Genomic DNA, 14,070 nt, shown 5'->3' with positions numbered 1-14,070 from the left:
ATGAGTATCGTCTCCGGCATAGGCGGCTATTAGAAGTCATTCGGTGGGCGGGACCCATTGCTGCGACCGCGACAGGACACCGTCCAGCTGATTCCCGCCGACTTCCCTTAGCAGCTCACCATCGCCAACTATCACCAACAGGCAACGTGCTCGAGACAACCCCACATAAAGGAGCTCCGCAGCTCGGGTCATATCCTTAAAACCGTTGACGCACAGAATAACTGCGGAACGCTCAAGGCCTTTGAATCCCAACACGTGGCCATAGAATTCGGCTTCGTCGGCGTGGAATTCCTGCCAATATTCAACGATGGTGTCCTCATCGAAGTACTCGCGGTGAATGGGATGCCGAGAGTTGGTGGTCAGCAGTGCGATCTGGTTATTGGTCCAGCCTTCGTCAATAAGCGCATCAACACAGCTGTCGGCAACGTCCAGAGCGTCTTCGCTGGAGCATTGAACCCGGCGAACCGGCAGCCCAGTACTACCCCGCGGCGTGAAACCGTCCTCGGCAAAGGACTTGAAAGTTGCTGCGATTCTCTTGGTGTTGCGGAGGTTCTCGTCGATGTGGATGGGCAGCAGATCCCGGATGGAGTCCTCATTGGCCCACCTGTTGTAGACATCCTGCCCGTCGTCCATGAAGGCGTAGATCTCAGCAGTGTCGGGATTCTTCAGGCAGCCACGCAGGGCCTCCCACCAGAGCGGGGCAAAGTCCTGGGCCTCGTCCACAATCACGGCGTCGAACTTTTCTGCACCGGGCATGGTCAGTGCGAGTTCTTTTAGCTTGGTCGGCATGTCAACATCGAAGTAAGCCTGCCCAATGCCGTCGGGAACGCCGAGCGAGCGTACATATTCGTGGAACTCTCCTGTGAACGTCGGCTTCGCTGATTTCCACGGTGCGACTTGCCGTTGCAGATACATTCCTAGGCCCTTGTTGTAGCAAAACAGGCCAACCCGCTTGCCCTGTTTGCTCAACAGGCGCGCCTTCTCCACCGCAAGCCATGTCTTGCCACTGCCGGCGCCGCCCGTGAACTTGATGCGGGGGAGTGAACGTGTGGCAGATAGCAATACTTTTTGGCGTATCGTCAGGTGGTTCTGTTCGTCCTCAATCTCGGTCTGGCCCGCAGAGCTCGTGTCGGCCTGTTCCAGATTCCCTTCCAAGTGCGGGATGATTCGCACCATGAACTTTGCTGCTAGGGGAGATGTGGCACCGCCCTCTGTCTCAATGGCGTGGCGGATTTTCTCCGTCGGTGACTTGCAGTCATGCTCATCGAGGATCAGCGCGCGTGGGCTGCCCGACTTTACCCATTCCTGCGGGACTCTGGAATAAGGAAAGGCAGCCATGTAAGCGAACCGGTTGCTGAGCTTCGATCCCAGCTGCCCCTCGATCCACTTCCTGAAGCCGTGCAGAGATCCTTGGGACTGTGCGATGGGATCTAAGAGCCTGTGCTTGTTTTCTTTACCCCCAGATTGGTACCACTGGCCCTGTTCAAGAGTGACAAGCCCACCCTTGACTTCAATGGCGGCCATTCCCACGCCGGGCCACAGCACAAGGATGTCGATCTCGTGCTCAGCACTGCCGTTCCGCACCTGCACCGAATGCGCAAGTACGACGTCGTCTGGCAAGCCCGCTTTCAACTGGTTCCAAACAGCCTGCTCGGCCAATTGGCCTGCACCGAAGTCAGGCTCGGGTGGGATGCAATGCACGGCGGACGACCTCTCGTTGGGACACAGCTCACATCAAATGTAGTCTGATTTGAACCGTGAATAGTTGACGGTCGGCTGGAGCTCGGCAAATGTCTGGGAGGAGCCTGAGCTTCTCTATAGCGAGACGCTGCTGCAAGCCTTACAGGCGTTTCTAGGCCACTCCAGTGGTGATGCGAAGCAACAGAAATGTGGACTCCTGGCTGGGCGATGGTGATGCACGCTGAGACGATGAATTACCGTCGACTTGAGTATTCGGTGGACTGAAGCGTTACTTGATATGGCGGGCTCTTCACTATGATGTCAGTGCCTCGTGGCAACGTGGGAGACACGCCACAGAAGGTCGAAGTAAATACTTTGCAATGAGAAGATGGACGACATGAACACCACCACCCCCCTTTACGCCCTTGAGATCTGCGCTGGCGCAGGTGGTCAGTCATATGGCTTGGAAGATGCTGGCTTTGCACACTCGCTGGCCGTTGAAATCGACAAGGACGCGGCGGCAACGCTGAAACTCAATCGACCGTCATGGAACGTCCACCATGGTGATGTTCGTGAGATCAACGGTCGGAATTACAAAGGGATCGATTTGCTCGCTGGGGGTGTGCCATGCCCCCCATTTAGCGTGGCTGGCAAGCAGCTGGGTGCAGACGATGAGCGCGATCTGTTCCCGGAAGCATTGAGACTCGTCCGAGAAGCTAACCCAAAGGCTGTCATGCTCGAAAACGTGAAGGGGTTGGCATCGGCCAGATTTACTAGCTACCGTGAGCTGATTCTCGAGGAGCTCCGAGAACTTGGCTACGAACCCCAATGGCAGCTTTTCTACGCGAGTGAGTACGGTGTTCCGCAGCTGCGACCGCGCTTCATTCTTGTCGCCGTTAAGACGAGATACGCTAAGAAGTTCGCTTGGCCGACGCCGAAAGGTACTCCTCCGACGGTTGGCGAGGTGCTGCTGCCGATGATGGCGAGTGGGGGATGGGCTGGTGCCGAAGCCTGGGCCGCCAAGGCCAACAATGTCGCCCCCACGGTTGTCGGCGGCTCCAAGAAGCATGGTGGAGCTGATCTCGGCCCCACGCGCGCTAAGGCTGGCTGGCTGATGCTGGGCGTCGACGGCAAGGGCATCGCCAACGAAGTACCGGGGCCGGAAACACCAATCAACCACATTCCTCGCTTGACCAATCAGATGGTTGCCCGCATTCAGGGCTTCCCTGCGGAGTGGCAATTCTCCGGACTCAAGACTTCCGTTTACCGGCAGATTGGCAATGCTTTCCCTCCTCCCGTGGCTAGCGCCATCGGGACGTCAATCGCAGCTTCGCTTGGCGTGAAGGCTGCGGCGAAGAAACCCGAATCTGAGGATTTGGAGCGCCATCTTCGCGCCGCGAGCTAGCTCGAGACTTGCCGGTTGGTGAGCTTCTTGTCATTTTCGATTTGCCTTATAAGGGGAGCAATAGGCTCTGACGGCCAAGGCATCCATTTGGTCAGTTCGTAGGAACTGCGCATGCGCCCGTGTTTTTTCTTTTTATGGGTCCTATAGTCCCAACCAAGCTGTCGTAATTCGCGCATGCGCTTCTGCCAGTTCTCTTGGTATTGGATTAGGCAGGCCACGAGTCCCACCACTTCCGATGGAGTTGGCTCTCCGGCCTCTTTGAATACCCTGAGCGTTTCGCCAATGCGCTTGTGTGGCTCAAGGAGAGAGGCTGCGACGCGGATCTTATCGGCATACGCATTGAATGTTGCGTAGTAGTCTTGCTTGTCATGATTGCACTCTTCGCAGAGTGGCTGGAGGTTTTCGATGTCATCCGTACCACCCCAGGCCAGGGGGCAGTTTGTGGTCAACCTCAAGCTTCACGTTGTCTCGTAGCGGTGTCTTTCCACATTGGGCGCATATTTGGCCATGGAGCACCCGAGCCCTCAGCTTGCCTGAAATTGATTTCCGGCTGGAATAGGTTGCATCTGGCATTCCTTCAAGGACGTACCTGGGCTTCTTGTTGATCCATCGGCAGGGGGGCGCAAATTCCATAGACATCACGCAGATCGCGGACTCGTCGATCGGTCTGGGAATGGCCTTCACAGGCAATGGTGGTGGCGTGCGCCCTGATTTCGACCATGGTAGGCGGGTCATCGTGCCTTTGGTGCAGGTACTCGTATATTGCTCGATGTTGAGTGGAGGGGATCAAATCGATTTGGGCCCACGTGCCGGGCAAAGGTAGCTCACTGAAGTCCGTAGTCACTGGCTGACCACTTTCGGTGCAACTGCCCTGGAGTCATGGCCATGTTCAATCCTGCGCCAGAGCTGGCCGTCGAGCTCTACAGAATTATCAACAAGGTAGTCCACCGGACTGACTCGAACACTTACTAGCTCACCAGGTTCGGGAACAATGCATCCGAGAGCCCTGGCAACGGCCGTTTGTGATGAGTAGTCGCCCCCGAGTATGAGGTAGCCTTCGGCCCGAAGGGTGCTTCGGGCTCCACCGTTTTCCCTGACTCGTTTCATGAAGTCGTTTTGTTGTGCGACGGTGGCGATGATGTTCCGGGAGATACGCATGTTGGTGGCAACACGGAACAGTTCATTGACTCTCGCTTGGCCACTTTTGGGTGCAAAAATCCGAGCGACCTGATCCTCTGGGAGCTGCAAGAGGATGTTTGGCTGCATAAGGGCATCCTTAAACAGCCACTGAATGCGAGACTTGCCGAGGGCGCTCAGGCTGCCTTTCCTGTCTCGGTTTGTACCGACGTTGCGGTTCTCTGGTGTCGCCCGGACAAGTCCAATGCTCCAGGTAGATTTCACGTCGCTGGCAACGGAGCCAAGGATGAGGTGGTCAATGCTCTCCGGTGGCAACATCCATTGCGCTGAGGCAGAATATTTGCAGTCGATTTCATGGCCAGCAATTTGGTAGTCCATGACGAGTCCGTCGTCGAACTTGAACTCACGCTGGAGGTTGATCTCGATCAGGGTGCCGTAGTGAGTCTTCTCTGTTTTGTAGAGCTGATCCCAGCGATATCGCCCAGTCCTCTGGCCGTCATAAAGCTGATCAAATGTTTCCCGATACACCCGGGCCATGCGGGATCCGTCCGGATCCGCTTGCCGGAACCAGTCGAGAACTGCAGTGAGGCCTGGATCGACGAGTTCGGCATTTGGCTCCAAGGAAAAAGGCAACATGGCCCAACTCTATGGCGGTCACGAACGATGACCAATTTAATGTCGACGTGTTGCAAGTAATTCAGCGTTGGTCAGACGGCTTGACACCGTCGACCCTCCATTGCAATCTTGGCTTTCACCACGGACCGGGGAGAACCTTCGTAGCCCGCTAAATCAATAGAATGAGAGCCGATACCAGGATTTCTGTAGTTGTGATTGCTGCAGGGACGGGTTCCATTGATTCGTACGAGTGTGGACTGCAGCAACGTCGAACGTTTGGCCTATGGAATCTGACGTGCGAATAGTCGGGCGGCAGTATCAAAGCAGTCTAGAAAGATCGTTGACCCCGATTAACGACAATTGCGGTGTCTCGGGGACCGACGGCGGGCAATAAATTGATGCCCTAGCACGATACTGAGTACTTGCAAATTACCCATGCCATTCTTTGCTTATGACGGGAAAAATTTTCGTGTTTCGGGTTGTATGCGACGCGATTCAGGAATGTCGGAGGTCCCCATTACAATCATCACCATGGGGGATCTTGAAGCACTAGAGACATACGTGGACTACGACATGTGGCAGTCGAAGCTGTCTCAAGCGTTTTTCTCGATGAATCAACCTGATGAACCTGTGATCGTCTTCATTGATGATGAGGAAATGTCAAGGTTCTTTCCTCATTTAACAGACCCTGTGGGCTCTCTACGTTCTGCCGTGCTGGCTGAGCTTCGACAAACGGACAAATCCACGATATTCGATGCTATTGACAGACGGCTTGCCATTTGGAGGCGGGGCCCGCGGGATCTTGCACCGCCGTGTTTACCGCTCTTGGCAGTCACGGTACTTGCCGGATCCAGAATGAGAAATGACGGGGAATTCTCGCAGGCGGCCTATTATCCGCGGTTGCTTAGTCTGATGACGTCCGGATCAAACAACATCACGGCTCGGGGGATTCAAAAACATTTCGATTTAGTAGCTGAGATGTGGCAAGTACTCGACAAGTGGATAGAAAGTAATCAAGATTTCTTGGGTTCCAGCACCATCTACCCAGGAAATTATAGCAGAATTGGATATCCTCTCTCGCAAACATTGATGAAAGCATCAGATCGAGAGCGGTTATCAATTTTTCTTCAAAGGCGACGAGTTGATCAAGCGTCAAAGTCGTCACCTCAGCATTTGCTTGCCCTTCTGCGTCTATGGCTCCATAAGCCGCGAGGGTTCTCGAAGGCATTCTTGGACCTGGTTCAAAAAGGTTCAGGAAATCCGTTACTGTTAGCGGTCATTGTAAAATTAGCGGAAGAACAACCCTCGGACTTTCCTGTAGTTGAGGGCAGGGTGAGATTGGACCTGGGCCTCTGTATCGATCCGGAGGACTGGTCAGTCAGCTGGGTTATCCCTGTTCATCCGCGGCTGACAACTCAGAGGCTCACGACGGGCAACGGGTCATTCATAACGATCAAGGAACCAGAATATGGCACTGTCTACGACATAGTTGAGGGTGCTCTCCCCGAATCTGTCCCTCTCATGAATCGCAGCTTTCAAGCGGTCGGTGACAAAGCAGTCGTCACCAAGAAGTTACGTCAGTTATGGATCTTACGTATGGATCCCTCGTCGGGCCGCTGGCTGTCTGTGAGTGATGTAATTCCAAGTGAGCAGCATCTGTTGGTTGTCCAGCAATCTGATAATGCCGAGATGGACGATCTTCTCTCCAAAAGTGCCGTGTCTGGATACTGGAAATTTCGCGGAGTTCTCTTCCCTGGGTGGAGTGTCTATGTTGATGTGTCCTTCACCGGACCTATTGGGTTGTCCCCGACGGGAACGTTCATCAGCATAGAAGAACTCCTCAAGCCGGCTTCCAATCTGCGGCCCAAGCTCATGAACGGACTCGAACTTCGGACTGTAGTTGGCGGTCGACACTTCCTCTCAGGTGGTGAGCCGGATTTGCAGCTCCCAGACGATCCTTCGAGAGAATTCATTCAGATTCTTCTTGATGGTCGGCTTCCCGGGACACGAGCAATGGCCAACGGCTCACTGTTTCCTTTGCGGCTGGCCGGGCCGTTTACGGAAGGTAATCACGCCGTATCTGTTGACGATGTCACATTGGAATTTTTCGTTCACTCAAGGGGCTCTGCTGCACAGTGGGAGGCGGAGCAAACTGAAAGCGTTGTCGATCGTTTGCCTTCAGACTCCGCGTACGGAATCAGACGTGCAGAGTTCGTGCTGTCCAGACGAGGAAAGGACGCTGCTGTTTGGTTTGTCAGCCCTTCAGGAAAAGTGCGCATGCAAGGTGAGCCGCCAATTTCGAGCCTTAGTACGAGGCTCGGCTTCCCTGAGTCGTACCAGTGGAAAGTACAGGTTCCCACCGACACAGCGTGGGTGCTTGCAGAACGAGCAGGCAAGATTTCACACTTGCAACAGATCACTACAGATCCGCCGAATTTCGAACCACTAGATATTCCCGCACAGTTTTTCTGGAGAAGGGCCGCCAGCGAAACAATCGACTACACGAACCCTTTATGGCGAGCATTTTTGTCACAATCAATGCAGGAGAGCATCCATGGACGGTGATCTAGTTCTACAGTGGTTGAGCTCAAGAGGCTACGGAAGTATGACTGACGTGGTCGCGTCAGTTGGTGCCGTGATGGACGGCGTGCCTCCTGAAAACGTCCAAGCTGCTCGATCCTACCTTTGGCGTTTGGAGGTACTCGGGCACTTGGACCAATCATGGTCAGAGGGTAAATGGCGTATTCGACCAACAATGGTGACGCAGCTTCCAGGGTCCTCAGCGTTTGCACTTGTCGTTGGAAAACGGTCGCCTGAACTGGAAGAACGGCTTGAAGCCGATACGGTCTTGCACAAACTGGAACAGTCACGATCTGGAATCGGGTCACTTAGCGACCCGCGAACTTTGATCGTTGAGTACGACAATGAAGCAGAACTCCGTCAGGTTGCTTCCAGTTCAGGCGCAGATTTCATATCGTGTGCCGCGCTGTCCATAGCCGAAGATCTCCCTTCGCTTGGTCTCGGGCCTCTAGCAGGGGGACCAAACACACAAGGTTCCCCTGTCCAGATGTTCAATGTACGCATGGGAAAATTCATGCACGTTGAAACTTTTCATCGGGATGGATTGTTCAAACAGAAAGTGAACGGACGGTCTGTTTACTGGCTGCTGAGATCGGGTATTTGGTACTCAACGACCTACGCCGAAGGGGTCTGCTTAACCCGAGTAGATATTGACAAAGAGTGCTTTGAACTGCAAATTACCGAAGATGCTGACGATCCCATCGGTATGCTCCGCGTTGACAAAGGCTTGCCACTACCCATGCCGCACTTCCAAGCACTGACGCTTTGTAGCGGGTTCCACCCCGACAAGACCTCGGATGGGAGCTGGACGTTCGAAAACATTCCGAGCTCCGTTGCCAACGCTGTCGCACAATCTGTTCATCAACAATTGCAAATTGTCTAGCGAAAATTCCAGGTTCCCGCTCGTTCAACAGAAAGACGCCGCCATGCCCATCGACATAGTTGAGACATTCGATCACTTGCGGGAGTCATATTTCCGCTATTACGACACACCGTTTGGACTTGCTGATGAGAAACTCATGGCAGAGCGCCGTCGAATCCTTGACAAGGACAACGGTGTCTACAGAGAGCCATTTATAGAACTGCGACCCGAATACAAGGTCTCCACACAGACGTTCGAGCAGTCAGTAGAACAAGCCCGGGCTTCGAAAGACCTCGTTGAGTTTGCCCGGACCGGGCTCATTCCTGTCGGTCGAGACCTATACACACACCAAGAGTCCGCGCTGACGTCCGTCGTGAGGGATAAGCGCAATGTTGTCGTGACCGCTGGAACCGGCGCCGGCAAAACTGAGGCGTTCCTTCTACCTCTACTGTCCAACCTTTTGACAGAATCAACATCGTGGACAGGGCAGGGAGCCAATTTTGCTCCGTGGTGGAAACGGGACAATCGGCCGTTCGCTCCGCAGCGAGGGACAGAGTCGGGACGCACCAAAGCTGTTCGCGCCATCATCTTGTATCCGATGAACGCGCTCGTTGATGACCAACTCATCAGGCTCCGTAAGGCTCTCGACAATGATGAGGCCCGAGCCTGGTTGGACAAGCACAGGCGCGGTCATCGCTTCTACTTCGGTCGGTACACAGGAGCGACCCCTGTCACGGGTTCAGTGGGCGACACTGTTCCATTAGGGAATTTACGATCCTATCTGCAAGACGTCGATGAGCGCAGTGCCCAAATGCGGCAGCTCGATGATGAATCCAAGTACTTCATGCCCCACCTGGGCGGAGCTGAAATGGTCTCGAGATGGGATATGGCCGACGCTGCGCCTGATATTCTCATCACCAACTATTCGATGCTCAATGTCCTGCTCCTTCGTGATCGGGATAGCCGATACTTCGACTCAACTCGCGCGTGGCTTACCGCCAGCCCTGACCATCGGTTCACCTTCGTTGTCGATGAGCTGCATTCCTACAGGGGTACCGCCGGTACGGAAGTCGCGCTGCTGATCCGGAACTTGAAGCTGCGGCTCGGCCTCGGTGAAGACTCCAAACAATTCCAGGTCATCGCCGCCTCGGCTTCGTTGGAAGCCAACCGGGACGAAGCGTATGTTGAGGAATTTTTTGGAGTGCCTCGCGATTCATTTGATTTTCTTCCCGGAGAGCTCATCCGAGCACAGCATCAAGCTCTTGACCTCTCCGAAACCGGGTTCGCAAGCCAAGAGGGCACTCCCAGCCATGCGGACGAAATTATCGGGGCAAGCGCACTGAGCAACGTCTTCTTTCGGAGTGAAAACGGTGAACCGCTGTCTCACCCCAACGCCAAGTCTCTGCGACAGATTGGCGAGCAACTGTTTCCCGTATTGACTGAAAATTTGCGCGGCCCGGCCGTGCAAAAGCTGCTGAAGTCTGCCGCGTCAACGGTTGAAAAGACTGAGGTAATCAAGTGGCCGTTATTGAGAAGCCATCTATTTTTCCGAAATGTACCGGGAATGTGGGCCTGCACCGATCCTTCCTGCCCCGAAATTCAGGAAGAGAAGAGCGAAACTAGACGCGTAGGACGGCTGTATTCCGAGCCAGTAGGCCGCTGTTTATGCGGATCCAGAGTATTGGAACTCCTGTATTGCCAGAACTGCGGAGATGTCTTTCTTGGTGGTTATGTTCCTTCCGGTTCGACCCAGCAGCCCGGGAAAGCCGTAACCTTGTTGGCTGACCTGTCCGACATACAACATTTGCCTGATCACGTCGGACTTGAGCGAACAGCGAACAACTATCTGCTGTACTGGCCTCAAAAACGAAGCCCAGATCTAGAAGCGCTTGAATGGAATGCAGACAAGAATAAAGTGAAGTATGCTTTTCGTCGCTCCATCCTAAGGCCCGAAACAGGGGAGCTCCGACCAACGAACGGAGATGGTTATACCGGCTGGACCTTCCAAGTTACATCTCCGGCAGGCAAGCGGAACGTAGAACAGCTGTCGGCGTTCCCCACTAGATGCCCTAATTGCTCCGATGACTGGGAGATCAGGCACACTGCGGAAGGGCCTGTTCGATCAGATGACAAAAAACGTCAACGATCACCCATCCGCGCCATGCGCACAGGGTTCGAGAAAATAAATCAGGTATTGATTACTGAATTGTTCCAAGACCTCGAACCTGCAAACCGGAAGACTATCGTTTTCGCCGACAGCCGTCAGGATGCTGCAAAGCTATCGTCTGGAATAAGCCTCAGGCACTACCAGGATTTGTTGCGGCTGCTTCTCCATAGTGAACTTGCAGGATCAGATCAGGTTGCAGCTGATATTTCATTGGCCAAAGAACACTACTTGAACGGCAACCGGACTCCAGAATCTCGAGACGCGATCAAGCGATTACGAGCCAAGGATCTGAAAGCTTTTACCACTCTTCAAGACGTGTGGGATCTCGAGAGTAATGTGCCGGAAACTGATGCCATACGTGATCTGAATCAATCCCCATCGATTCCCGTACTAACTGCACGGATTAGTCAGCGACTAGTTGAAATGGGCATGAATCCTGGCGGACCATCGGCTTCTCTTCAGCAGACTGACGAGAAAGATGCCCTGTCTTGGTCGCATATTTACCGTTGGGATCCTGTACCTTCACGAAAAATTGATCTTTCGACACCTCAGAACCGACTAGAGGCTGCCATAGACAAGAATCTACAGAAGGAGGTCATTGACGGGTTGTTTTCAGGAGTAGGCCGAGACTATGAATCCTTGGGACTAGGGTGGGTAGGACTTGTTGGTGCACTCAGTAGTGCTCAAGATTCCCGCTCTTCGGCGGCTATCGCGCAATCCAGCCTGCGGATTTTGGCTGGAATGCGTCGATTCGCTGGTATGAGGAATGCATCCGAGACGCCGCCCAGGAAACTCAAAACTTTTTGGCAGTCAGTGGCGAAGACGTTTGACATGGATTTCGATGACATTCAGACCTCAGTCAGGAAGGAATGGGGAGATTCGGTATCTCAATTCCTCATCCATCCAGACAAGGCCACCATCTATCAGCCCTCCGGTAGCGACTGGACATGTGAGAATTGCCGACGACGACACCTAGTGCAGGGATGCGGACTTTGCACGTATTGCGGTAAACAACTTCCAGAGGCGACTGCTCACAAGACGGACCTTGATTATTACGGACACAAGGCCATCCAAGGAGCCGGACAGTTCAGACTGACAGCGGCTGAGCTGACCGGCCAAACCGATAGACTTGCCGCCCAATCGAGGCAAGCTCGGTTCCAGAATGTTTTCCTTGACCAGAAGGAGAACAAGAAATCCGATGGTATTGAGCTGTTGTCAGTGACCACAACAATGGAAGCGGGCGTAGATATCGGGGCCCTCGACTCCGTCATCTTGGCGAATATGCCACCTACCCGTTTCAACTACCAACAGCGAGTTGGGCGTGCTGGCCGTCGTATGACGCCCATGGCAATATCGCTTACAGTGTGCCGGGGACGCAGCCACGACGAGTACTATTTTGGACGTCCAGAACTCATTACCAATGAACCAACGCCTAAGCCATATCTTGCTCTTAATCGTCCAGAAATATACCTACGGGCCCTAAGGAGTGAGACACTTCGGCGTGCCTTTATCTCTCTTGCCGATGTCCTCGCACTTGACGAAGAATTTTCCGGACTTGGCCGGAACACCCACGGCCAATTCGGGCTCGCATCAGACTGGTACAAGGTGAAGCCGCACCTAAGCCGATGGCTCGATGACAATCAGGCCATCGTCGAGCAAGCTGTGACCGCCTTCGCGACTTACACAAACTTAAGCCACGACGACTTGAACGGCGCACGCGCCGACATAGCCAATCTGGTAGACGACATTTCAACGGTCGTAGCTCTTGACAGCCCGGGCCATTCCGACCTGAGCCAGCGACTGGCCGAAAATGGTCTCCTGCCGATGTTCGGGTTCCCTTCAAAAGTTCGAGATCTCTACCTCAAGAGACCAAACATCGCATTCCCCTGGCCGCCCGACAATGTCATAGATCGAGATGCCGCAATGGCAGTAAACCAGTTCGCGCCTGGGAGCGAACTGGTTCGCGACGGGCAGATCTATCCAGTCATTGGCGCGGCCGCGTTCTACCCGGCTGGGCGCAACGTCAGCAAAGAAGACAATGCTTTGGGTGACCAACGACTGATCGATATTTGCCGACAATGCGCGTATGTGGAGGAAAAACCGACAGGTTCGGACTACTCGGAAGGTGCCTGCCCACGATGTGATGCCGACCCCGGAATCTTCAGCACCATCGACCTGCGGGAGCCCAAAGGATACCGGGCAGGTAAACCTCGTGACTTTGACGGCAACTTCTCTTGGTCACCCAAGTCGACATCGACCCGGGCCGTGGCTGATCTCAAAACACTGGAGTCCGTTTCTCTTTCCAACTCAGTCGCATACTCGGGCCCTGGGAAGCGGTATGTCATCAATGACAACTCCGGAAAATCCTTCGAGTTTCAGCAGGCTCTCTCAAACGATTACTGGGGCGGTTACGTAGCGGTAGCGTCTGATGGGACGACACCAGTTCACACTGACCAGTCAGCGGCAGTCATCTCAGTGGCACTCGGAACGATTCAGCCCACGGATTTCCTCTTCTATGGGCCCCAGTCAGCAGTAGTTGAGGGTCAGGGGCTGCGGTTGGATCTGAGCGCGGGAATGCCCCAACAATACGGCGCCTATGATTCCATCCAAGGCCGTCGGGCCGCTTGGTACTCGCTGAGCTTTCTGATGAGAACTGTAGCCGCCAACAAACTAGACATTCAGTCCCAGGAGTTTAACGCCGGAATCTATACGGGACTGCAAGACGGGCGCCCAACCACGTTCGCTTTTCTTGCCGACACATTGGAAAACGGCGCGGGTTTTAGTAGTCATTTGGGAAGACCTGACATTCTGCCGGAATTCCTCAATGACGTCGACGCCTATCTCGGAGAACTGGCCGGTGAGCACTCCATTGAATGTTCGTCTTCTTGCTACCGATGCTTGCGTGACTACTCGAATATGGCCTACCACGCACTCCTCGACTGGCGTCTAGCCAAAGACTTGAAATCAGTACTTGATGGTCAAGTCCTGACTATCGAGTTGGACAAGCAACGTAAAGCAATCCAAAACTGGGCGGCGGTCTACAACGTATCGACGCTCTCGAATAGCTTCGCAGCCTGCGCCCTGTGGGATAAACCTGCTGAGGGACGCATTGCGGTGATTCTGCGGCATCCCCTCGAATCCGGGGAACCTGGCTTGATGCCGGAGAGATTAAAGGAGGCTACGGCACAAATTCATGCAGAGAACCCGGGTCTCGATGGAGTGGTTTATGTCGACGCGTTCATGCTTGACCGCGACCCGAGCCATGCTGTCAATCTAGTTCGGAGCCTGAGGATCGGGGACTAAACATACGTTTCAGGTTCTGTGAACGCTCCTAGGGGCAAGGGCATCGAATCGGTAATTTTGCCCCTCAGCGTCCGTAGAAATTCGATCATGAAGGCCAGGTGGGGCTGTTGAAGGTTTGAGTGAGGCTTCAACAGTTCCATCTGCATAACAATTGAAGCTGGGCTCTCGCAATGTAAGCGATATTGGAGGCTACAGGTCCTACGTATCCGCCTTCCGTAGCTGTTAGGTACTGGTTGCCTTGATGATATCTTTCTAACTTCCATCTGCCAGGCTCGGTGATCCATGTCGGGTGCACGCGCACCCGACCAAGTGAATATTGGC

Annotated in this window: 7 protein-coding genes; 4 read left to right on the top strand and 3 right to left on the bottom strand. The window is 54.1% G+C overall.

What is annotated here, in order from left to right; translation table 11 throughout:
* Positions 1 to 36: 36 nt before the first annotated feature.
* Complete coding sequence (locus CVS29_RS02630; protein WP_110104747.1) at positions 37 to 1,701, bottom strand: nuclease-related domain-containing DEAD/DEAH box helicase; 1,665 nt, start codon at positions 1,699 to 1,701, stop codon at positions 37 to 39.
* A gap of 376 nt (positions 1,702 to 2,077) precedes the next feature.
* On the opposite strand from CVS29_RS02630, the gene CVS29_RS02625 reads away from it, so the two are divergent.
* Entirely contained in the window at positions 2,078 to 3,085 is a 1,008-nt protein-coding gene (locus CVS29_RS02625) for a DNA cytosine methyltransferase (RefSeq protein ID WP_110104945.1), read from the top strand.
* Here the strand turns inward: CVS29_RS02625 and CVS29_RS02620 are convergent.
* Together CVS29_RS02620 and CVS29_RS02615 are read right to left on the bottom strand one after the other, a co-directional pair.
* Positions 3,082 to 3,540, bottom strand: coding sequence for an HNH endonuclease (locus CVS29_RS02620; protein WP_110104746.1), 459 nt, complete (start codon positions 3,538 to 3,540; stop codon positions 3,082 to 3,084). The two genes, CVS29_RS02625 and CVS29_RS02620, sit on opposite strands and share 4 nt — an antisense overlap.
* A 385-nt stretch (positions 3,541 to 3,925) precedes the next feature.
* Complete coding sequence (locus CVS29_RS02615) at positions 3,926 to 4,858, bottom strand: NaeI family type II restriction endonuclease (protein ID WP_110104745.1); 933 nt, start codon at positions 4,856 to 4,858, stop codon at positions 3,926 to 3,928.
* A 510-nt stretch (positions 4,859 to 5,368) separates the two neighbouring features.
* Here CVS29_RS02615 and CVS29_RS02610 point away from each other — a divergent pair.
* The 3 genes from CVS29_RS02610 to CVS29_RS02600 are packed head-to-tail and all read left to right on the top strand — an operon-like array spanning position 5,369 to position 13,749.
* On the top strand, positions 5,369 to 7,402 hold the full coding sequence (locus CVS29_RS02610) for a hypothetical protein (protein ID WP_110104744.1): 2,034 nt from the start codon (positions 5,369 to 5,371) through the stop codon (positions 7,400 to 7,402).
* A 40-nt stretch (positions 7,403 to 7,442) separates the two neighbouring features.
* On the top strand, positions 7,443 to 8,300 hold the full coding sequence (locus CVS29_RS02605; protein ID WP_146212972.1) for a hypothetical protein: 858 nt from the start codon (positions 7,443 to 7,445) through the stop codon (positions 8,298 to 8,300).
* Between the two features lie 43 nt (positions 8,301 to 8,343).
* Positions 8,344 to 13,749 carry a DEAD/DEAH box helicase gene (locus tag CVS29_RS02600; RefSeq protein WP_170120872.1) on the top strand — a complete coding sequence of 1,802 codons (5,406 nt, stop codon included), beginning with the start codon at positions 8,344 to 8,346 and terminating at the stop codon, positions 13,747 to 13,749.
* The last annotated feature ends 321 nt before the right edge of the window (positions 13,750 to 14,070 follow it).

Source organism: Arthrobacter psychrochitiniphilus (assembly GCF_003185915.1).
Lineage (GTDB): Bacteria > Actinomycetota > Actinomycetes > Actinomycetales > Micrococcaceae > Specibacter > Specibacter psychrochitiniphilus.
This window is presented reverse-complemented; position numbering and strand designations above follow the sequence as displayed.